Here is a 19,819-nt window from a genome sequence, read left to right on the forward strand (position 1 = left end):
TTTAGTATCCAAAAATTTCAGTCAGGTTCAGCTTTTTCACTTCGCCCAGCTTTTTCATTTCAGCTTCATTTACTTTATCCTGAGAGGCTACGATACAGTAGGTATAATTTTTACCTTTCATTTCCTTATCATGGAAGCTTTGAATATCGGCAAAGCTCAGCTTTGGAGCCGTTTCATACACCGTTTTCCTGATGTCGGAATTGTTGCCGAGCTTCTGTGCTCTGAGATAATTGAAAATAATACCGTCCTGTGTGATTCTTTCAGAAGCGATGGTCTTTCTCAATCCGCTCTTGGCAGTTTCAAACAGCTGTTCAGACTTCGGAAGATCGTTTAAAAGTTCGTTCATGGCAGTAGTAGATTCATTGAACTTATCTGCCTGGGTTCCTACATAGGCCATAATCATATCCTTATCTTCTTTTTTGCCCGGAAGCGAGAAATAAGAATAAGTAGAGTAGGCCAGTGCTTTGGATTCCCGGATGGTCTGGAATACGATAGATCCCATTCCGCCGCCGAAATAGTTGTTAAACAGGCTTACGGTAGGTGTGATAGAAACATTGTAAGGATCGGAGTTCCTCACCCAGAAAATCTCTGCCTGCACCATATCGTAATGCGCAAAAAGCACTTTGTTATTATCCGTAGGAATCTGAACGAATGTTTTGGTTTTCTGCAGCTCCTTCAGTTTAGCAGGCAAAATATGGATCGGTTTAAGGGAAGCCGTAAGTTCATTTCCTGTTTTCGGTCCGTAGTACAATACTTTATGCTGATAGCTGAAAAGATCATGAAGCACCCTGATCAGGTCTTCTGCCTTAAGGGCATCCAGTTCGGCATCGCTTAAAACGTTATTGAAAGGGTTTTGTGGTCCGTACTGAGCATAGCTTCTCAATCCGGCCATGATGGTCCCTTTATTCTGTTTGGCATTGGCGCGGGCTTTTTTCAGCCTTGTTTTATAGGCATCAAGTGCAGCCTGGTCTGCCTGGCAGTTTTTAATCAGGTCCTCAAAAAGGGATAAGGTCTGGCTGAAGTTTTCATTAAGCCCTTCCAGTGTCACATAAGTTTCTTCATTCCCGGCATTTACCCTGAAACTTGAAGCTAGCCTGTAGAAATCCTTGCTGATGGTTTCTGATGATTTGTCTTTCGTTCCTAAATATTGCAGGTATTCCGCAGCCAGTGGAAGTATTTTATTGTTCCATTTACCAGAATCGAAATGATAATATAGCCTGAACAGATCATTATCCGTATTCTTTACCGAAAGCACATCTATGCTGCCCAGTTTATTTTTAGCAATATCCTTATCGTAATTCAGCCATACCGGTGCAATGCTGTTTTCAGGCATGGCATCGATCTTTTTCAGGAATGGTGACTGATCTTCCCTGTTTACAGAAACAGGGGTGATGGTCGGCTTATCTACCTTTACAATCCCTTTATCTTCACCTTTACGTTTGTATACCGCTACATAATTATTGTCCTGAAGGTATTTTGCAGCGAAATCCATAATATCCTTTTTAGAAATTTTGGAAATTTCTTCAATATACTCCAGCGAAGTCCTGTGGTCGATATCAGATGTGAATTCATCCATCAGGATGCTTGCTCTGGAAGAATATTTTTCGCTTTTCTCAATTAGGCTTTTCTTTTCATTATTGACGATTGACTGGATCAGGTCTTCTGAAAATTCCCCTTTTCTCAGCTTATCAATCTCCTGTAATAAAAGGGTCCTTACCTCATCCAGCGACTGTCCTTCCGTAGGTCTTCCCTGAAGAAGGAGGACAGAATAATCCTTCAGGACGTAAGGAAAAGCGTAGGCGGAAAGAAGTTTTTGTTTTTTAACAAGATCGAGGTCTATAAGGCCGGCCTGTCCGTTGGTAAGCATATTGCCTACCAGGTTCAGCATTCTGGCATCTCTGGTTGTAGCTCCGGGAAAACGGAATCCAAGCATGATATTCTCCGGATTCGGGCCAACCACTTCCTTCACAACAGGTGCTGAAATATTTTTTTCCTGGCCGATGTTGTAGGCAGGAATGGTTTTAGGCTTCATGTAGGAGAAAGCTTTGTCCACCTTGGCAATCATCTCATCCGGATTGAAATCTCCGGACATGATTACTCCCATATTATTCGGTACGTAATATGTGTTGAAATATTCCCGGATCGCTTTCAGGGATGGATTCTTAAGGTGCTCAATAGTCCCGATAGTCGTTTGCTTACCGTAATTGTTATTCGGGAACAAATTAGCGAACATTACCTCAAACACTTTGTCACCGTCGTCATCCAGGGATCTGTTTTTTTCTTCATATACGGCTTCAAGCTCGGTATGGAAAAGCCTCAGAACCGGCTGCCTGAAACGCTCAGCCTGAACGGCCAGGAATTTATCCACCACATTGGCCGGAATATCCTCGGTATATACCGTCTGCTCAAATGATGTAAAGGCATTGGTACCATCGGCGCCCATTCCGGACATCATTTTGTCATATTCATTGGCGATCGCATATTTGGCTGCCTCCCCGGATACTTTATCAATCTCTTTGTAGATTTCTTTCCTTTTAGCCTCATCCTTTGTCTGGTTATATTGCTCATACAAAGCGTCGATACGGTCCAGCAGAGGCTTTTCTTTAGACCAGTCTTTAGACCCGAACTGGTCTGTACCTTTGAAAAGCATGTGCTCCAGGTAATGGGCAAGTCCGGTATGGTCTGCAGGATCTGTTTTGCTTCCTGCTTTAGTGGCTACATAAACCTGTATCCTGGGATCCTTCTTGGTGGGGCTCAGGATTACGGTAAGTCCGTTTTTGAGTTTGTAGTATCGCGCAGCAGTAGGGTCGTTAGTTACGTAACGGTAGGTATATCCATTGGAAGTGGCTTCTTTCCACTGGAAGTCCTGTCCGTATGCATATCCGCAGAAACTCGCCGCAGCAATACTGGAAACAATGGTTATTCTTTTTAAGATGTTCATAAATAAATTTGTATTTTTTTAATTAAACTGATCAAGCAAGGTTTTGATCCTCCTCATGGCCTCTTTCAGTTCTTCTTCCGAAGCGGCATAGGAAAACCGGATGCATTCCGGGCTTCCGAAAGAAACTCCGCCTACACATCCTACATGGGCATGTTCCAGAATAAACATGGCAAAGTCATCGGAATCCTTAATTTCAACGCCGTTTAGCGTTTTCCCTATGTAATAGGATATATCCGGGAAAAAGTAGAAGGCGGCTTTCGGCAGCAGAACTTTGAAGCCAGGGATTTCCTTCATCAGGTCATATACAAGATCCCTTCTGGATTTAAAGGCATCAATCATGTATTTATATTCCGAAGGATCAGCTTGTAAAGCTGTAATAGAGGCTCTCTGCGCAACGGTATTGGCGCCGCTGGTCATCTGCCCCTGAATTTTTTCACAGGCTTTTGCCAGCCATTCAGGGCAGGCAGAATACCCGATTCTCCATCCTGTCATGGCAAATGCTTTTGACATTCCGTTGATTACGGCCGTCTGTTCGTAAACTTCGGGGAACTGGGCGATGGAAGTGGTGCTGGTTTCGTAATTGATAAACTCATAGATTTCGTCTGAAATCACGGTTACATGCGGATATTTGGCAATCACTTTAGCCAGTGACCATAATTCGTCATAGGTATAGTATCCTCCGGACGGGTTGCACGGTGAGCTGAACAGGATCACTTTGGTTTTATCTGTAATGGCTTCTTCCAGCTGTTCCGCTGTGATTTTAAAATCGGTGACATATGAGGTAGGAAGCATGACAGAGATTCCGCCCATCATTTTTACCATTTCATCATAGCTCACCCAGTAAGGTACAGGAAGAAGGACTTCATCGCCGTCGTTGATCAGTGCGGCAAGCACATTCAGGATTGCTTGTTTCGCTCCGTTGGAAACGCAGATCTGCGATGGTTTATAGTCAAGTTTATTGTCTCTTTTCAGTTTTTCTGAAATAGCCTGCCTGAGTTCCAGGAATCCGGGAACGGGAGAGTAATGGCTGTAATTTTCATTAATAGCATCGAAAGCTGCTTGTTTGATCGTGTCCGGTACATCGAAATCGGGTTCGCCTAAAGTAAGGCTAATGACGTCTATTCCGCTGGCCTTCATTTCTCTGGCTCTGTTGGACATCACGAAAGTCTGCGAATAACCCAGTCTGTTTACCCGGTCTGAAAGTTTGTTCATATTGTCTTTTTGAAATAGGAACAAATATAATAAAAACTATTGGTCGAAAAATTAAAATCAAACTTGTTTGAAATAGGAGTGTACAGAATGAATTTATAACTATATTTGTAGTTATAAAATGAATTATCACCCTAATCCCATCTGAAATGTACAAAGTCTTATTCCTTTTTCTGTTTTCTATTGTTTCTGCCCAGTATTACCGTTTTGTGTATGAATATACCATGAAGCCGGACATCCATAAAAAAGATTCAGCGGTCACTGATTATATGAACCTCGATACCGATGGCAGAACCTCCTATTTTTATAATGCTGCAAAATATGAACGGGATTCCGTATACCAGGAAGATAAAAGTTATGCAAAACTGCTTTCAGCCAAAACCTTTGATCAGAATCTCGGTTATATTATCAAGAAAGATTATTCAGGGAAGGCCATCCAGTTATACGACCGTTTTAAAACGGCCAACCTTTCAGTTTCTGGCCTTGAAGCTCCGGTTTGGAACATCCAGAAAGAGTTCAGGACTCTCCATAATATCTACTGTCAGAAAGCAACGGCGCAGTACAAGGGACGGATTTGGGAAGCCTGGTTCAGCAAGGAATATCCTGTCAGTGACGGACCTTACACCTTTACAGGCCTTCCGGGGATCGTGGTGCAGATTCAGGATTCTGACCAGGATCATATTTTTACCCTCACCCAGGTTAAAAAGATCCCTTCTGTTTTTTCCCTGCTTCCCAAATCAGGTAAGAAAGTCTCTTTCGCGGAATACAGGAAGATCATGAACGGTTTTACGTTCAGTATTGAGGATATTGAAGGCATGAATATCGATAAGCAAACCGGAAATGCAGATTTACAGCTTAAAGGCGGTTATACAGCCAGGTTCGGGCTTGATGAAATGAAAAAGTTTAAGAACATGGATGCTGAAATTTCAAAACGGCTAAGAAGAACCAATAACCCTATTGAAAAGGACTGATGACCGTATTAGAATGTTTACGGAAACTCATCTTGAATTCCCGCAATAAAAAACTTATTTTTGCTTTTTATAATAATTCTCATGTCTATACCGTTACTATTAAAATATTTCCCGGATCTTACAGAAACTCAGAAGGAACAGTTTGCCGGACTGGAAGCACTGTATCATGAATGGAATGAAAAAATCAATGTCATTTCCAGAAAAGATATGGAATCCCTGTATGAAAAACATATCCTGCATTCCCTGGGGATTGCGAAGGCTATGGAATTCGCACCCGGAACAAAGGTCCTGGATATCGGAACCGGCGGAGGTTTTCCCGGTATTCCGCTGGCCATTCTTTTCCCGGAGTCTAAATTTACGCTGATTGACTCTATTGGTAAAAAGATCACTGTGGTGAAGGCGGTTGCTGAAGGCGTAGGACTTACCAATGTAACTGCTATTCACGGAAGGGCCGAGAAAGTAAAGGAAAAGTTCCATTTTGTGGTGAGCCGTGCGGTAACGCAGATGCCAGAATTCCTGCGGTGGCTGAAAGGGAAATTTGAGAAGGAACAGTTTAATCCTAGGCACAACGGGGTACTTTACCTGAAAGGAGGAGATTTGGCAGAGGAACTTGCCGGGATTAAGTGTGAAATCATCAGCCTCAAAAATTATTTTGAAGAAGAATTTTTTGAAACCAAAAAAGTGGTTTATCTTTCAAAAGGTAATTTTAATTCTTAAATTAACATCATTTAGGAATATGCTTTGATCAATTAATCAACATAATCAGAATTTTATAACATGAAAAAAAAGATCTCTATAAGTTTCTCAGCCGTTATTTTAGCAATTCTGATGACGGCCTGTACCTCGGATGACGACTACGAGACCATTGAATCCATTGATAAGATAAAGATCGACAGTGTGAAGATCGTTAATGACACCATGAGTGTCTTTGCCGTACAGAGCATCCGGACTTATTCAACGTATCCGTCCCATTGTCAGGGTTTTTATGGATATGATTATATCTATGGTGATAACCAGACCCGTACCGTAACGGCTTATAAATATATTACCAACGGACCGTGTACCCCAAATACGTACACCGGTGCCAACCAGATTAATTTCAGCCCCCAGACAACCGGAACATATACTTTCAAGTTCTGGAACGGCGGAAGCAGCTGGATTACCAAAACGATTGTAGTGCAGTAAAATGAAGTGGATTTTTTTAGTTCCGGTATTGATCTCCGGAAGCCTTTTCAGCCAGAAAATCATCTGGAAGGAAAATAACAGGCTGAAATGGGAAAATTTCAAAAGCAAAATCAACAGCCAACAGGGTGACAATGTGGTTGCCTATACCCATTGTGGCTGGGAGTATTCAGTAGTCAAGTCCAGTGATCCTAAAATTCCTGTAAGGATTGAGGTAACGACGATCTTCAATGAGAATCAGTCATGGAAAGATGTCAAGCGCATTAATGATTATGTGCTCCTTCATGAGCAGAAACATTTTGATATTGCCGAAATCCACGCCCGTAAACTGAGGAAAGAAATTTCGGAAAAGATCCGGACTTCAGGAGACTATACCAAATATTTTCAGGCTGTTTACAACAGGGTTTTAAATGATTACCGAAAATTCCAGGCTGTGTATGACCGTGAGACCCGCCACGGGATGAACGAAGAAAAACAGGCGGAATACAACCGGCTGGTCAGTGAAGAGCTGGAAAACCTTAAAAGCTACGCTGCCTCTTGAAATTCCTGAACAAAATAGTGGACGAGCTTCTGGCACAAAGTGAAGATCTTTCTGTGTTCAGTATCGTCCTGCCCGGCAAGCGTCCCATTGTTTTTATCAGGCAGATCCTGGCCGAACGGAACTATTCAGGATTTCTCCCTGATTTCTTTACGATTTCAGAACTTATCGACGTCATTGCAGACCGACAGGAAATCAAAGGCATTGCCTTGTGGCTGTTTGCTTTTGATGTTTATAAAAACCTGAACCTGACCCCAAAAGAGGATTTTTCAGAATTCCTGAAATGGTTCCCGACCCTGCAGAAGGACTGGGATGATATGATGATGTTTTCTGATAGCGATGAGGCGGTGCTTCAGTATATGTTTGATGAAGAGCGCATCAAGGAATGGGCACAGGACCTTGGCGAAGATGACGAGGCACCGAGGAAAAAGTTCCTCAACTTCTGGCGGAATATGAATATCTTTCTGCCTGTGCTGAAAAAAAAACTGCATGAGAATAACTGGGCTACCCACGGCATGATCAATGAAGCTGCGAAATCGGGGCTGGACAGCTTTGTGAAAAATACTTCACAGAAATTTGTATTCTGTGGCCTCAATGCAATGACTCCCGCAGAAGAATCCCTGATTCGTAAAATGCTCCAGTGGGACAAAGGCCAATGTTTTTTCCAGGCCGACCGGTATTATTTTGAGGATGAAAGGCAGGAGGCCGGAAAATTCCTCCGTGACCATAAAAGCTGGAAAGAATTCAGCGATTACAGGCCTTTCCAATGGATCGAAGATGATTTCGTTCAGCCCAAGAATATTAAAGTATACGAAGTTTCCGGAAATATCACCCAAACCAAGATATTGCCGGGAATTTTCAGTGAAATAGAAGATAAGACCTTTTCCAATACCGCTGTAGTGCTGTTGGATGAAAACCTTCTCCCTGCCACACTGGATGTGATGCATGAGATTGAGTACCTGAATATCACCATGGGATTCCCCTTGAAAAACCTTTCGTTTTCCAATGCGGTGAAGCAGCTCTTTTACCTTCAGAAGCAGCTCGAAAAGAATAAATCTTCCTACTATTACCGGGATATTTATCCCATATTGGAAGAGCTTCCCCGTTCTGCCGAGGATGAGGCAATCATCAATAACTTTAAAGCGAAAATAGAGGAGCGGAATATTGTCTATATATCCCGCAAGCTTCTCCAGGAACTGTTGGGTACTCTTTCGTACTACCGGCTGCTCCAAAAGGCCGATTCCACCAACGAATACCTTGATCTTCTGGTGGAATTCTGCCAGCAGGTAAAATGGCTGGAAATAGACGACATCCAGTATGAAAATGTTTCCCATTTTGAAAATGCATTCAGGGTGCTGAAAAACCAGCTGACGCCTTATTCTTTTGAAATCAGGATGGAAACCCTGGAAATCCTTATTAACCAACACATCAATTCGGAGTGCATCGATTTTCAGGGAGAGCCTTTAAGGGGATTGCAGGTAATGGGGCTTCTTGAAACGCGTCTGCTGAATTTTGAGAATGTCATTATGCTTTCCGTCAATGAGGGTAAGCTGCCGTTGGGGAATTCGCACAACACTTATGTTCCTTTCGATATCAGGAAATTTTTCAATATGCATACCTTCCTGGAAAATGACGGTATTTATGCCTATCATTTTTACAGGCTGATTCAGGATGCCAAGAATGTGCATCTTCTGTTTAATGCGCTGAGTTCCGGCATCAATACCGGTGAAAAGAGCAGGTTTATCACCCAGATCGAAATGGAGAGTTCTCATAAGATCGAACACCTGATCATTGAAAACTCCTCAGAACCCATCGTTACCCAACCAATAGAGATCAGGAAAACTCCGGTGGTGATGGAGCGGCTTTTGAAATGGAAAGAAAAAGTATCAGCGTCCCATCTCACCAGTTACCTGTATAATCCGATAGATTTTTACCTGTCAAAGATCCTGAATACATCCGAAACGGATGAAATAGAAGAAGAACTGTCTGTAAGAAATTACGGCAACCTGGTCCATTATTCACTTCAGGAAGTATATGAAGTGCTTAAAGGTAAAATATTAAAGGAAAGTGATTTAAAAGAATCAATTAAAGCAGTTGATCAATACATAGAGATCGGTATACAAAAGCTCAAACACCAGCCTGAATTCTATGAAAAAGGGATGAACTTCATTCATAAAGCCATTGCCAAGAAAGTCATCGAAAGCGTCCTTACTTATGATCTTGAACTCATCCAGAGCGGAAATTCCCTTGAGATTATTGACATTGAAAAGAGATTTGAAAATGTAGATTTTTATCTCGCCGGTCAGGACAAAGTTTCTTTTTTCGGATTCATAGACCGGATTGACCGCCTCAACGGGACACTGAGGATCATTGATTACAAAACTGCCAAAATTAAAAACCTTAATGTAAAAATTGACCAGGATAACTGTAGTGAGTATTTCCATAACAGCGACAGGAAACAGGCGTTGCAACTCTGTATTTACCAGTATGTCATCCAGAGCCTGCCCGAATTCTGGGGTCTTCCTGTGGAAACGGGAATCTGGAGCTTTGCTGAAGTAAAAAAAGGCGTAAGGTCCCTGCAGTTTGAAAAAGGGGGTATTGATGAAGCTATGATTGCTGTTAAGTACCTGATCGAAGAAATACTGAATCCTGATATTCCTTTTACGGAGAATATCCAGTCCTATAGTAATTAGAAAAAGAATAAAAAGGTCCGGCAAGCCGGACCGGATTATAGTGTTATTTTCTGCTAAAAAGCATTGATGCCTGTAATATCCATACCGGTAATCAGCAGGTGCACATCATGTGTTCCTTCATACGTAATAACAGATTCCAGGTTGGCTGCATGCCTCATCATCGGGAATTCACCCATGATTCCCATTCCACCTAAAATCTGCCTGGATTCGCGGGCAATGTCAATGGCCATTTTCACGTTATTCCTTTTAGCCATAGAAATCTGGGCAGGAGTTGCTTTATGGTCGTTTTTAAGGTTTCCCAGTTGCAGACAGAGCAATTGAGCTTTGGTAATTTCGGTCAGGAACTCTGCCAGTTTCTTTTGCTGAAGCTGGTATGAACCGATCGGTTTTCCGAACTGTTTTCTTTCTTTCGAATACTGTACGGCTGTGCAGTAGCAATCGATGGCAGCACCAATTACACCCCAGGAAATCCCGTACCGTGCAGAATTAAGGCAGGAAAGCGGTCCTTTTAAACCCGTGACGCCCGGCATCAGGTTTTCTTTCGGAACTTTGACGTTGTTGAAAACCAGTTCTCCTGTTTTGGAAGCCCTTAAGCTCCATTTATTATGGGTTTCAGGCGTTGTGAAGCCTTCCATCCCGCGTTCTACAATAAGTCCCTGTACTTTTCCGTCTTCATTTTTTGCCCATACTACGGCAATATCACAGAGTGGAGCGTTGGTAATCCACATTTTAGCCCCGTTAAGAAGGTAATGGTCTCCCATATCCCTGAAATTCGTTTCCATAGATCCCGGGTCTGATCCGTGATTAGGCTCGGTAAGCCCGAAAGAACCGATCATTTCACCGGAAGCGAGCTTGGGAAGATATTTTCTTTTCTGCTCTTCAGAACCGTATTCGTTAATAGGGAACATCACCAATGAACTCTGTACGGATGCAGCAGAGCGCACCGCAGAATCTCCGCGTTCCAGTTCCTGCATGATGAGTCCGTATGAAATCTGATCTAGTCCGGAACCGCCGTATTCTTCAGGAATGTAAGGACCCAGTGCTCCTATGTTTCCCAATTCTCTCATCAAGCCCGGTAAATCCGTATGGTTTTGAGCTGCCTGGTCAATCTGCGGCATAACAAAGCTTTCCACCCAGTCCCTTACAGATTGGCGGATCAGTTTGTGTTCTTCTGTAAGCAAAGCATCAATTCCGTAGTAATCGGGAATGCTTGTAAGAGGATAGTATGACATATGATTTTAATTTTCCTAAAAGTAATACTTTTCAGTATTCCGTAAAAATTTTTTTTCTATGCCTGATTTTACGCTTTCTAAAGTCTGATGGGCAGCGGTTATTTATTTTCCTTGCCGGAAATAGGATTAGGGCTGTCCGTGCTGAATCTTTTTTTGAAAGTATAGAGATAGGGTGCCTTGTTGGCCGAACCGTCATACAGCTTTTCCAGCCTGTCCAGGATGTTAAGGCTTAAAATTTTACGTTGGAAGTTGTTCCTTCTGAATTTTTCACCCAAGATGGTTTCGTAGAGGCATTGAAGGTCCTTCATTGTAAATTTTTCAGGAAGCAGGTTACTGGCAGCCACTTCTGTGTTGATGTTCATACGGAGGTACTCCAGCCCTGTTTCTATAATCCGGTCATGGTCGAAAGCCATTTTCGGCAGGTTATTCACTTCAAACCATTCGCAGCTTTCGTTAAAAGCATCCGGAAAAGTATTGGCGATGGAAAAATCGATCAGGCTGCAATACCCAACAGTGATGAACCTCTGGAAAATCCAGTGGTCTTTCGGCACTGTGATTCCTTTATTTTCCAGCAGGATCTGATGGACGTTATTTTCCGTCCGGTCAATCCTTCCGAATGTGTGGAACTGTTTCAGAAACAGGTCTTTAAGGTGGGTTCTTTCATACAGTACACGGGCAGCTGCTTCACGCAGGTCCTCATCTGTGAAGACAAATCCTCCCGGAAGAGACCACAGATCAAGATCATGGTATTTTAGCAGTAAAACCTTGAGAATATTATTATGAAAACCAAATATGGTGCAGTCAACAGATACATGGGCTACAAAGTCTTTTGTATCAATGAGTTCACGAAGCGTCTGTTTATTCTTTGTGTCTTTAATTTTCATGGGAGTAAAAATAAAATTATTTTTTATAAGTTTTTCTTTGCGGCATAAAAATATAATGAACTTACCGTAAGTAGCACAATAACAGTAGCTAAAATGTAGAGGGAATACCAGTCAAGCATTCTGTTTCCAAACAGTATGGACATCATAATGGAGCTTACAGAACTTCCCAGGGAGGAGAAAATGACAATACAGGAAGTCAGAAGGCTGATTTTCTCCCTTTCCATACCTGCAATCATCTTAGAATTGATCACAGGGTAGAGCGGAGACAGGAAGAGGCCTATTACCGGGAACAGGTAGAGCAGGATTTCGCTTTGCACAGAATAAAAATACTGGATACCGGAAATGATGCACAGCAGGATCAAGATGAAAGCCAGGCATATCCAGTAATATCTGACCAGGGAAAACCTGTGGATCAGGCGGGCTGTAACAACCCTGCCTGAATACGAAAAAAGAGCCATAAACGATGTCGCCTGGAGGGCAAAAAAGGAGTTCACCTTCAGATGCGTTTTATAATAGGACGGCAGCCAGGAATTAAAGCTTTGCTCAATAAATACGATACAGAAAATCACCAGGAAAAACAGCAGTATCGGAAGTTTTATCATTGCAGATATGCCCTCAATAAGCCCTTTACCATCACTTGCCGGTTCTGAGATATCCAGTTTTGAAAACAGAAATACAGTGATGAATGAGAGGAGGGAAACACTCAGGAATCCAAGCTTCCAGAATTCTGAATATGAACTTGATATCAACCATCCGAAGCCCGTATTTACAACGAAGATACCGATCATGAAAGATGCTTCTACATTGTTCATGGTTTTAGCCAGGGACTTTTCATCCGCAATATTGTTCCGGATGATCCCGAAGATGCAGATCTTTCCGATCGCAAAGCATACCCCGATAATAGCAAACCATAGCTTATAAAACCAGAATACCTCCACAAAAGGCAAAACTGCCGAGCATATGCCAACGGTAAGCAGCGCCGTAAGCAGTGCTTTTTTTGTCCCCGTTTTACTGATAAGGCCTACTGCGAAAAGCGAAATAAAAGCAATAGGAAGGTCTTTGAACGATTCCAGGAAACCCAGCTTTTCATAGGTGATTTTTGCCTCCGAAAGCTGAAGAATGACAATGCCCATGCAGTTTAGCACCATCGAAAATATAAGAAAACTCAACTTTAGCGGAAGCGACAAATTGCCTGTCTTGGTCGTCATTTTGGGGATTGATTTTAATGTTTTTTTTAACTTTTTTATGAAAAGTTAGGTAAAATTTATGCCTTTGAACTCCCAAAAATAAAGGAAAAATTAAAATATTTATTAAGACAATGTTAAATAATTAAAAAAAAATATATTTTTATTGTCTCATTTTGAGAATTAAAAAACTTAACTGTATATGAATGTAAAACTATCAAGAAGTTTAGGGATGGTTGCCGTGCTTTATTTTACGGCAAATTTCAATGCCCAGAACAGAACGAATGACACTGTTTCCAAAGAAACCAAAATAGAGGAAGTGGTGATGATTGGTTATGGTACCCAAAAGAAGAGTAACGTAACGGGAGCGATCTCAAGTATCAAAGCCAGTGATATTGAAAATATTCCTGCCGGAAAACCGGAACAGGTATTACAGGGACGTGCTGCGGGGGTGAATGTGATTACCAACTCCGGCCAGCCAGGTTCATCAGCAACGATCCGGGTAAGAGGGATTACCAGTTATTATTCCAACAATGATCCGCTTTGGGTAGTGGATGGGATTGTAGTGGATGGAATCGGCTGGCTGAACCAGTCTGATATCGAAAGCATAGAAGTGCTTAAAGACGGTGCTTCCTCTGCTATATATGGAGTTTCTGCGGCAAGAGGGGTTATCCTGGTTACTACCAAAAAAGGACGTAAAGGCAGGTTGAATCTTTCCTATAACGGATCTTACGGGACAGCAAGAGCGGCCAGAAAACTGGACCTTCTTAATGCTACTCAATATGCAACAATCCTTAATGAAGCGTATGTGAACGGAGGGCAGGCTCCTGTGTTCCAGAATCCGCAGTCTTTAGGTGCGGGCACCGACTGGCAGAATGTGATTTTCGGTACCGGCGAACGGTCAAACCATGAAATCAGCATCAGCGGAGGAAATGAAAAGTCGACTTTCTACGGATCGTTCGGATATTTCGATCAGACCGGTATTGTCATGAGCGATATTTCCTACTACAAAAGACTAACGGGCCGTCTGAACTCTACCCACAAACTAACGGACTGGTTAACTGTAGGCCAGACATTTGCCTATACCCATACCAAATCTCAGGGGATCAATTCCAACGGGGAATTCGGAGGACCTTTAAGTTCTGCCGTGAACCTGGATCCTACAACTCCTGTAGTGGTAACAGATCCTGCAATGGCAGCTTCCAATACCTATTCAAATCCTAATATCGTAAGAGACCCTTACGGAAATCCATATGGAATCTCTACACTGGTTGGCCAGGAAATGTCTAACCCGTTAGCTTTCCGTTATACCCAGCTTGGAAACTCCGGATGGTCTGATGATTTCATCGCGAATATTTTTGCAGAAGTAAAGTTTCTGAAAGATTTCACTTTTAAATCATCCATTAACGGAAAGAAATCATATTGGGGGAATCAGAGCTTTACGCCGCTGTTCTATCTCAACCCCAACTACAGTAATTTGAATTTCAACAGCCTGAGCAGAACGACACAGCAGAAGCTTGAATGGAGTTTTGAAAATACAATCAATTGGCAGAAGAAATTCGGAGAACATAACCTGAATATTCTTGCCGGTACCGGTTACTATGAGTACAATATTGGTTTTGGTCAGACGGTAACCCACACCAACTTACCGATCAGCAGTTATCAGGATGCTTCTTTCAATTTCTACATCCCTCAGGATCAGAAGAACCTGAATGCATGGGATAATATCAATACCCACAAAGCATCTTATTTCGGTAGAATTGTGTATGACTATGCCAACAAGTACCTGTTCACGGGTACGGTAAGACGTGACGGATCCTCTAAATTCGGTGCCAATAACCATTGGGGTACTTTCCCTGCCTTTTCAGTAGGTTGGAATGTAGACAAGGAAAATTTCTGGCCTGAAAATAAAGTGATTAATACTTTAAAATTGCGTGGTGGCTATGGTGTACTAGGAAACGACGGTATCGGTGATTTCCTTTTTGCCAATTTCTATGTTCCGGGTGCTAACTATACCAACGGAAATAACGTGATTATGCCTGGATACATTCCAAATACGCTTGCTAATCCGGATCTTAAATGGGAGTCTACTTCCCAGCTGAATATAGCAACAGACATCAGATTCCTGAGCAATTTCAACTTAACGGTAGATTATTATAAAAAGAAAACTTCTGATATCCTCAGACAGGTTCAGATTCCGGGATATGTGGGGGTAACCGTTGCGCCTACTGCCAATATCGGAGACATGGAGAATGAAGGGGTGGAAGTAGAACTTGGATACAAAAAGAACTGGACGGATTTTGGAGTATCGGTAAACGGAAACTTCGCCTACCTTAAAAATACCGTTACAAGTCTGGAGCAGGGAAGGCTGTATATTGACGGACCTGGATTCCAGTCTATGGGCCCTGTTTCCAGAATACAGGTGGGTGAATCGTATGGTTCATTCTACGGTTATAAGACATTGGGTATTTTCCAGAATCAGGATCAGATCAACGCTTACAGGAACGCTGCAGGACAGCTGATCCTTCCGGACGCAAAACCTGGGGATTTTATCTGGCAGGATACCAACGGTGATGGTAAAATCACGGACGCCGATAAAGTGAACTTAGGAAATTCAGTGCCTAAATATACCTTTGGTTTAACGGTAAACATGAATTACAAAAACTGGGACTTGATGGTCTTTGCTCAGGGACAGGCTGGAAACAAGATTTTCCAGGGACTGAGACGTCTGGATATTCTGAATGCAAACTATCAGACGGCTATTCTTGACCGATGGACGGGTGAAGGTACCTCCACGCCTAGGCTTACTACGAACGATACCAACCACAACTATACCTGGATGTCGGATTATTATCTTCAGAAAGGAGATTATGTGAGAGTAAAGCTGGTTCAGCTGGGATACACGTTACCTCAGACGATGACGCAAAATTTAGGAATGGGCAAACTTCGCCTTTATATTACTGCTGAAAACCTTTTCACGTTCACCAAATATACAGGGTATGACCCTGAAATTGCAGCCGGTGATAGTTTCGGTATCGACAGGGCTTACTATCCTCAGGCCAAGACATTCCTTTTCGGAGCTAATTTAACATTCTAACATGATTTTAAAATGAAAAACAAAATATTTAAAATAAGCATAGCAGCATCATTATTTGTAGGGACAGGACTGATTAACGTTGCATGTAATACAGATAACCTTGAAGATGTTAAAAATCTTGGGGCATTTGATACCAATAATTTCTTCAGAAATGAACAGGAATGCTTTTTCGCACTTGTAGGAGCGTATGACCCGGTAAGAAAATATGCAGGCGGCTTTGAAAATATGGTAACTTTTTTCAATGCAGGATCTGATGATTTCTACGCCGGAGGAGGAAGTTCCACAGACGGAGCCGGAATACAGGGTCTGTCTAATTACCAGCTGAATCCCAATACAATGCCGGTAAGCTATTGGAGAGATTATTATCAGGGGGTTTCCAGGACCAATGTTCTGATCGAGAAAATCCCTCAGGCCAATATGAGTGATGCCATAAAAAACAGGTTTACGGCAGAATCAAAGACTTTACGGGCTTTATATTATTTCGAACTGGTAAGAATGTTCGGAAATATTCCTCTTATTACCAAGGAGATCAAAGCGACTGATGATTACTATAACATTCCTCAGTCTCCTGCTACAGCAGTGTATGCACAGATTGAAGCTGATCTTCTCGCTGCCATCCCTAATCTCCCAATGACCGTATCCGGTGATCAGAGAGGCCGGTTTACCCAAGGTGCAGCAAGAGCGTTACTGGGTAAGGTATATCTGTATGAGAATAAAAAAGCAGAGGCAGCAGCGCAGTTTGCTGAAGTTAACGGAACTCCGGGCGGGACAAGTCAGTACGGATATAAACTTGTCAGCGATTTTGCAAGCCTTTGGGTAACTGATAATAAATTTACCTCAGAATCAATTTTCGAGGTCATGCATACCAACAAAGGAAACTCAGACTGGGGATTCTGGGGACAAGGAAATGATGAAGGGAATTCAATTAATATTATGGTTGCCCCGAGAGGATACACCAGAAAAACATCTGATGCTCCTGACGTTGTTGCTGGCTGGGCATTCAATCCTGTTTCAACAGATCTTTTCAACTTTATGCAGGGTGATCCGAGAATGGATGCCAGCATCCTGAATGTAAAGGCTCTTGAGCAGCAGGGTAAGGCAGTATATTCACCTGCATACATGGACTCAGGATATTTTTTGAATAAATATATGCCTACGAAAGACGAAGTAACCACATTACCGGGTGCCTCTGAACTGAACTACAGGCAGAATTACATTTACATCAGATTGGCAGATACGTATCTTATGGAGGCTGAAGCACTTAACGGAACAGGATCCAGGGCTCAGGCGTTGCTGGATGCGGTAAGAGCAAGAGTGGGCCTGGCTTCCGTACCGGTTTCCATGCAGGCTATAAAAGATGAAAGAAGAAGGGAGCTGATTGGTGAAGGGCACCGTTGGTTTGATCTGGTAAGATGGGGAGATGCTCCTGCTAAATTAGGAGCCCGAGGTTTCGTTGCGGGCAAAAACGAAATATTGCCGATTCCTTATACCGAACTTACGGGAACTATCCTTAAACAAAACCCAGGCTATTAATCTAAATTCTATTACAAGTATGATCGCTAAATTTATCAATAAGGGATTTCTGCTTAGCTCAGCTGTGTTTTTCATGGCCAGCTGTACACCTGATACCATTGATGGTGATGGTAACGGTATTACACCTTCTGCTGCAGATGCCTCATTCAAAATAACCAAAACAGCGGAAAACAGGTACAACCTGAAAGCAAACTCCAACAATTATATTTTCTCTAAATGGAACATCGATGATGACGGGTATAATGCCGGAAAGAATGAAGAAAATCTTTTCCTGCCTGACGCCGGTACGTATGTCATCCAGCACCAGACTGTAGGAGTCGGAGGTACTGTGACAGGTACTTCAAGCGGGACCATCGTGGTGCCTACATCCGATCCTGTAGCAGGGAATATGATCCAGGGAGGAAGGTTTGATACCCCGGATGAAATTTCCAAATGGTCTAAACATACCATCAGTTCATCCGGAGCCCAATGGGTTTTTGCCAACGGAAAAGCAACTATTGTAGCCAATGGAGGAAGCCAGCAGGGTATTTATCAGGCTGTGAACGTTGTGGCAGGACAGAAATATTCCATCGATATGGTGGTGTCTTCCGACTCTGGCCTTGTAGATACCTGGTTTGAAGTATATGTTCTTAACAGCATGCCGGTTACAGGCCAGGATATCAGCGGAACGATCTACCGCAATATCAATACCTGGGCAGGATGCGGAAAGTCGGCATTCAAAGGTAAAGTGTCATCCGTAGGTTGTGACAGTCCTAAAAACGGAGGTGTTTTCACCGCAACTACAACAGGAACCGTTTATCTGGAAATCAAGTGCGGAGGAACAACAGTCAACAGCCTTAGCGTAGATAAGGTGGAATTCCGCAGAACACAATAATTCCCATTATGAAATCACACAATTCATATAGTTTATTTATGAGAAGTGCTGCACTTTGCGGTGTAGCGCTTCTCTCTTTTTTGGGGTGCAGCAGCACTTCATCAGATTTGGCCAATAATGAAAATCCGGCTAACGGAGGCGGTGTAACTACCGGAGATCCTGTGGATGTATGGCTCACGAAAGGAGACCAGTCGGTAAAACTGCAACAGCAGACCGCAGTTTACTTTACATCAGCATCCAATAGCTATCCGAACATAGAAATCGATGCTTCCAAAGTATTTCAGACAGTGGATGGTTTCGGTTATACCCTGACAGGCGGAAGCGTGGAAGTGATCAATCAGCTGAATGCGGCTAAGAAACAGGAATTACTGAATGATTTGTTCAGCAGTTCCGGAATCGGAATCAGCTATCTGAGGATCAGCATCGGAGCTTCAGACCTTAACAGCGAAGTATTCTCGTATGATGATATGCCGGCAGGTCAAACCGATCTTACGCTGTCACAGTTCAGCCTGACAAAGGATCAGGCGGTCATCCAGATGCTAAAAGATATTCTGGTGATCAATCCTAACATCAAAATTCTGGCAACGCCTTGGTCACCACCGGTTTGGATGAAAGACAACGGAAGTACGATCGGCGGAAGTTTAAAACCGGAATATTACAACGTCTATGCCCAGTATTTCGTAAAATACATCCAGGCAATGAAAGCTCAGGGAATCAATATTACCGCTGTTACGCCTCAGAATGAGCCTTTGCATGCCGGAAATAATCCCAGTCTGTACATGACAGCTGCCAATCAGGCTGCATTCATCAAAAATAGCCTTGGGCCTGCTTTTCAGGCGGCCAATATCAACACCAAAATTATTGCATACGATCACAACTGTGACAATCCGGCTTATCCTCTGGCGGTTCTGAATGATGCTGCCGCTAATCCTTATGTGGATGGATCTGCATTTCACCTCTATGCAGGTGATATTTCAGCTTTGAGTACGGTGCATAATTTATTTCCGGATAAAAATGTGTACTTCACCGAGCAATGGACCAGTTCTACCGGAAACTTCTCCGGAGATTTGGATTGGCACGTGAAAAACATTATTATTGGGTCTATGAGAAACTGGAGCAAAACCGCACTGGAATGGAATGTCGCCAATAATGCCTCATTCGGGCCACATACGCCCGGAGGATGCACCCAATGCAAAGGAGCAGTTACCATCAGTGGAGGAAATACTTATGAAAAGAATATTGCCTATTACATCATTGCTCATGCGTCCAAATTTGTTCCGGTAAATTCCCAGAGAATCGCTTCTACTGAGGCAGATAATCTTTCAACGGTAGCTTTCAGGACACCTGCAGGAAAGACGGTTCTTATTGTACAGAACAGTAGTTCAACAGATAAGACATTTAACATCAAATATAATCAGAAATCAGCTCCTGTAACCATTTCAGGGAGCTCGGCAGCAACGTATATCTTTTAAAAGCAGCAT

Annotated in this window: 14 protein-coding genes; 9 read left to right on the top strand and 5 right to left on the bottom strand. The window is 42.7% G+C overall.

Going from position 1 to position 19,819, the window contains the following annotated elements; all coding sequences use genetic code 11:
• Position 1 precedes the first annotated feature (1 nt).
• Both QE404_RS05505 and QE404_RS05510 read right to left on the bottom strand, forming a co-directional pair.
• Entirely contained in the window at positions 2-2,941 is a 2,940-nt protein-coding gene (locus QE404_RS05505) for a M16 family metallopeptidase (RefSeq protein WP_307447614.1), read from the bottom strand.
• Between the two features lie 18 nt (positions 2,942-2,959).
• Positions 2,960-4,153, bottom strand: a complete 1,194-nt coding sequence (locus tag QE404_RS05510; RefSeq protein WP_307447618.1) for a pyridoxal phosphate-dependent aminotransferase — start codon at positions 4,151-4,153, stop codon at positions 2,960-2,962.
• Between the two features lie 146 nt (positions 4,154-4,299).
• Here QE404_RS05510 and QE404_RS05515 point away from each other — a divergent pair, with 146 nt between their 5' ends.
• From QE404_RS05515 to QE404_RS05535, 5 genes are all read left to right on the top strand, one after another.
• Complete coding sequence (locus QE404_RS05515) at positions 4,300-5,121, top strand: GLPGLI family protein (protein WP_307447621.1); 822 nt, start codon at positions 4,300-4,302, stop codon at positions 5,119-5,121.
• An 81-nt stretch (positions 5,122-5,202) separates the two neighbouring features.
• Positions 5,203-5,838 (top strand): 16S rRNA (guanine(527)-N(7))-methyltransferase RsmG, encoded by a 636-nt coding sequence (gene rsmG / locus QE404_RS05520; protein WP_307447623.1) that lies wholly within the window; start codon positions 5,203-5,205, stop codon positions 5,836-5,838.
• Positions 5,839-5,898: 60 nt separating this feature from the next.
• Positions 5,899-6,306, top strand: a complete 408-nt coding sequence (locus tag QE404_RS05525; RefSeq protein WP_307447626.1) for a hypothetical protein — start codon at positions 5,899-5,901, stop codon at positions 6,304-6,306.
• A gap of 1 nt (position 6,307) precedes the next feature.
• Positions 6,308-6,844 carry a DUF922 domain-containing protein gene (locus tag QE404_RS05530; protein ID WP_307447629.1) on the top strand — a complete coding sequence of 179 codons (537 nt, stop codon included), beginning with the start codon at positions 6,308-6,310 and terminating at the stop codon, positions 6,842-6,844.
• Positions 6,841-9,534, top strand: a complete 2,694-nt coding sequence (locus QE404_RS05535) for a PD-(D/E)XK nuclease family protein (RefSeq protein WP_307447631.1) — start codon at positions 6,841-6,843, stop codon at positions 9,532-9,534. Before QE404_RS05530 ends, QE404_RS05535 begins: the two co-directional genes overlap by 4 nt.
• Positions 9,535-9,587: 53 nt before the next feature.
• On the opposite strand, the gene QE404_RS05540 is transcribed toward QE404_RS05535, so the two are convergent.
• The 3 genes from QE404_RS05540 to QE404_RS05550 form a co-directional block, all read right to left on the bottom strand.
• Complete coding sequence (locus tag QE404_RS05540) at positions 9,588-10,766, bottom strand: acyl-CoA dehydrogenase family protein (RefSeq protein ID WP_307447635.1); 1,179 nt, start codon at positions 10,764-10,766, stop codon at positions 9,588-9,590.
• Between the two features lie 98 nt (positions 10,767-10,864).
• Positions 10,865-11,650, bottom strand: coding sequence for an NUDIX hydrolase (locus QE404_RS05545; RefSeq protein WP_307447638.1), 786 nt, complete (start codon positions 11,648-11,650; stop codon positions 10,865-10,867).
• A 23-nt stretch (positions 11,651-11,673) separates the two neighbouring features.
• A complete protein-coding gene (locus QE404_RS05550) occupies positions 11,674-12,858 on the bottom strand; it encodes an MFS transporter (RefSeq protein WP_307447640.1) in 1,185 nt (394 codons plus the stop codon).
• Between the two features lie 178 nt (positions 12,859-13,036).
• Between QE404_RS05550 and QE404_RS05555 the strand changes: the two genes are divergently transcribed.
• From QE404_RS05555 to QE404_RS05570, 4 genes are read left to right on the top strand one after another with little or no spacing between them, the layout of a single operon-like run.
• Entirely contained in the window at positions 13,037-15,931 is a 2,895-nt protein-coding gene (locus QE404_RS05555; protein WP_307447643.1) for a SusC/RagA family TonB-linked outer membrane protein, read from the top strand.
• Between the two features lie 12 nt (positions 15,932-15,943).
• Positions 15,944-17,464, top strand: a complete 1,521-nt coding sequence (locus tag QE404_RS05560; protein ID WP_307447646.1) for a RagB/SusD family nutrient uptake outer membrane protein — start codon at positions 15,944-15,946, stop codon at positions 17,462-17,464.
• A gap of 19 nt (positions 17,465-17,483) precedes the next feature.
• Positions 17,484-18,338 carry a hypothetical protein gene (locus QE404_RS05565; protein WP_307447649.1) on the top strand — a complete coding sequence of 285 codons (855 nt, stop codon included), beginning with the start codon at positions 17,484-17,486 and terminating at the stop codon, positions 18,336-18,338.
• Positions 18,339-18,376: 38 nt separating this feature from the next.
• The gene (locus tag QE404_RS05570) at positions 18,377-19,810 is read left to right on the top strand and encodes a glycoside hydrolase family 30 protein (RefSeq protein ID WP_307447652.1); all 1,434 of its coding nucleotides are present in this window, start codon (positions 18,377-18,379) and stop codon (positions 19,808-19,810) included.
• Positions 19,811-19,819 lie beyond the last annotated feature (9 nt).

It is taken from the genome of Chryseobacterium camelliae, assembly GCF_030818575.1.
In the GTDB taxonomy this organism is placed as follows: Bacteria; Bacteroidota; Bacteroidia; order Flavobacteriales; family Weeksellaceae; genus Chryseobacterium; species Chryseobacterium camelliae_A.

Coding starts and splice junctions, on each gene's coding strand:
- QE404_RS05560 (WP_307447646.1), top strand. CDS start 15,944: ATGAAAAACAAAATATTTAAAATAAGCATAGCAGCATCATTATTTGTA.
- QE404_RS05530 (WP_307447629.1), top strand. CDS start 6,308: ATGAAGTGGATTTTTTTAGTTCCGGTATTGATCTCCGGAAGCCTTTTC.
- rsmG (WP_307447623.1), top strand. CDS start 5,203: ATGTCTATACCGTTACTATTAAAATATTTCCCGGATCTTACAGAAACT.
- QE404_RS05510 (WP_307447618.1), bottom strand. CDS start 4,153: ATGAACAAACTTTCAGACCGGGTAAACAGACTGGGTTATTCGCAGACT.
- QE404_RS05515 (WP_307447621.1), top strand. CDS start 4,300: ATGTACAAAGTCTTATTCCTTTTTCTGTTTTCTATTGTTTCTGCCCAG.
- QE404_RS05555 (WP_307447643.1), top strand. CDS start 13,037: ATGAATGTAAAACTATCAAGAAGTTTAGGGATGGTTGCCGTGCTTTAT.
- QE404_RS05525 (WP_307447626.1), top strand. CDS start 5,899: ATGAAAAAAAAGATCTCTATAAGTTTCTCAGCCGTTATTTTAGCAATT.
- QE404_RS05550 (WP_307447640.1), bottom strand. CDS start 12,858: ATGACGACCAAGACAGGCAATTTGTCGCTTCCGCTAAAGTTGAGTTTT.
- QE404_RS05565 (WP_307447649.1), top strand. CDS start 17,484: ATGATCGCTAAATTTATCAATAAGGGATTTCTGCTTAGCTCAGCTGTG.
- QE404_RS05540 (WP_307447635.1), bottom strand. CDS start 10,766: ATGTCATACTATCCTCTTACAAGCATTCCCGATTACTACGGAATTGAT.
- QE404_RS05570 (WP_307447652.1), top strand. CDS start 18,377: ATGAGAAGTGCTGCACTTTGCGGTGTAGCGCTTCTCTCTTTTTTGGGG.
- QE404_RS05505 (WP_307447614.1), bottom strand. CDS start 2,941: ATGAACATCTTAAAAAGAATAACCATTGTTTCCAGTATTGCTGCGGCG.
- QE404_RS05545 (WP_307447638.1), bottom strand. CDS start 11,650: ATGAAAATTAAAGACACAAAGAATAAACAGACGCTTCGTGAACTCATT.